Here is a 1,609-nt window from a genome sequence, read left to right as displayed (position 1 = left end):
GTTTGGGTTCTTCTACTGGAATTCTGCGTCATATCGTCTGTTCAAGGCCCGGACCGCTGTCCGGCGCGCCGAAACCGATCTTGATGCCTCGCGCGAGCCATCAAGGGCAGCGCTCGTCCCGGGCCTGTTCGGGCGCCGGATGGCGGGTTGGTCGCATCAGAGCCCGAGGGCCGGCGGGTCGTCCAGGCACCCGGCATTGATGGCTCGCGCGAGCGACTGGGCGCGGCTCCCACGGATCGCGATCTGGTACTCGATCGCTCGCGTGAGCCATTGAGTGCGGCCGGGACCGAGCCCAGGGCGACGTCCGTCCTGGGTGCCCGCACCACGATCGCCGCACCGGCGGAGACCACCTACGGCCCGACCCTACGCGTGCGTGGACGCGCGAGCGTCGCGAACTCCCTACAGTCAGCGTGAAAAGTCGCGAATTAGCGCACACAAAAGCACAGTTGACGTACCGTCGCCGCGTGATGAAGCTCGGAGAGTCCCAGTCGGGGGCGCGGCGACACCTTGCGGCGACCGTCCCGGAGCGGTCCTCGCGGAAGCCCTTAAGGTCGCCGGCCAGTCGCCCCGTGACCTGGTCCGCGTGATCAACGGACAGCTCACGGGCCTCGGCGAAAGGCGACTCGACCTGACTGCCGCCCATGCCTGGAGCCGCGGCGCGGTCCCCGGTCGGAAGTGGTGCGCCGTCTGGCTGCCACCGTGCTGTCGGACAGGACCGGCCGGACCTACACCCAGGCCATGCTCTGGGGCCTGCCCGAACCAGCTGCCCACAGCGACGAACAAACCGTCACCGACGGGCTGTTGGGGCGACGTTCCCTGCCCGCCGTGCTGGCGACCGCCACGGCTTGGAACTCGACCGACCCCGCCACCCAGGCGACGCTCCGCTCGGCCGGCGACCTGTTCACCGCGGTCTGGGACGCCGACCGGCAAGCAGTCCACAGCACCGGCCGCGAGAGCGGCGCCGACCAGGTGCTGCCCCCGATGGTGGCCGTCCTGGAATCCCACCTCGCCGACCCGCGCCGCCTCGACGACGCCACCGGCGGCGGTGCCATCTCCCAGCGCTACGTCCTCACCGCACTGGACGGCATGCTGTCGCTACTGCGGAACAGCCGCTACACCCCGGACATCGGCACCCGGCTCCTGCGCACCGCCAGCGGACTCGCCCAGCTCGCCGGATGGATGGCCTTCGACGCGGACCTCTCACCGTCGGGCCAGTGCTACCAACTACTCGCCATCCGCCTCGCCCTCGCCAGCGCCGACCACGACACCGTCGCCAATGTACTCGGGATGCTGTCGTACCAGCACGCGGCCGGAGGGAAGGCCACCGCGGCAATCCGCTTCGCCGAGGCGGCCGTCGAAACGGCAGCCAGGAGCGTGCCGACCGTCCGCGCCCGCGCGCTGGGCCGACTCGCCACCGCCTACGCCGCCACCGGCGACATCGACGCCTTCCGGACGGCCACCGACCGCTGCCTCGCCTACCTCGATCACCGCCGTGACGACGCCCCCCGTCGCACGGCCTTGTTGTGGCAGCCTGTTCCAACAGCGGAGCTCCTGTGGTGAGGATGTCTTGGAGGACAAGCCTCTTCTACAGCAGCTCCGCTGCCTCGTT

At 70.2% G+C, this 1,609-nt stretch carries 2 protein-coding genes; both read left to right on the top strand.

Annotated features, from left to right (window positions below; genetic code table 11):
* Positions 1-274 (top strand): hypothetical protein (locus tag ACWDCZ_RS41160; RefSeq protein WP_449818696.1); only part of this gene is annotated, 274 nt, incomplete at its 5' end.
* Positions 275-699: 425 nt separating this feature from the next.
* On the top strand, positions 700-1,560 hold the full coding sequence (locus ACWDCZ_RS41155; protein ID WP_449818695.1) for a hypothetical protein: 861 nt from the start codon (positions 700-702) through the stop codon (positions 1,558-1,560).
* Positions 1,561-1,609 lie beyond the last annotated feature (49 nt).

The sequence above is a fragment of the Kitasatospora sp. NPDC001225 genome (assembly GCF_053597855.1).
Note: the sequence above shows the minus strand (reverse complement) of the source record. Positions and strands in the feature narration are given on the sequence as shown.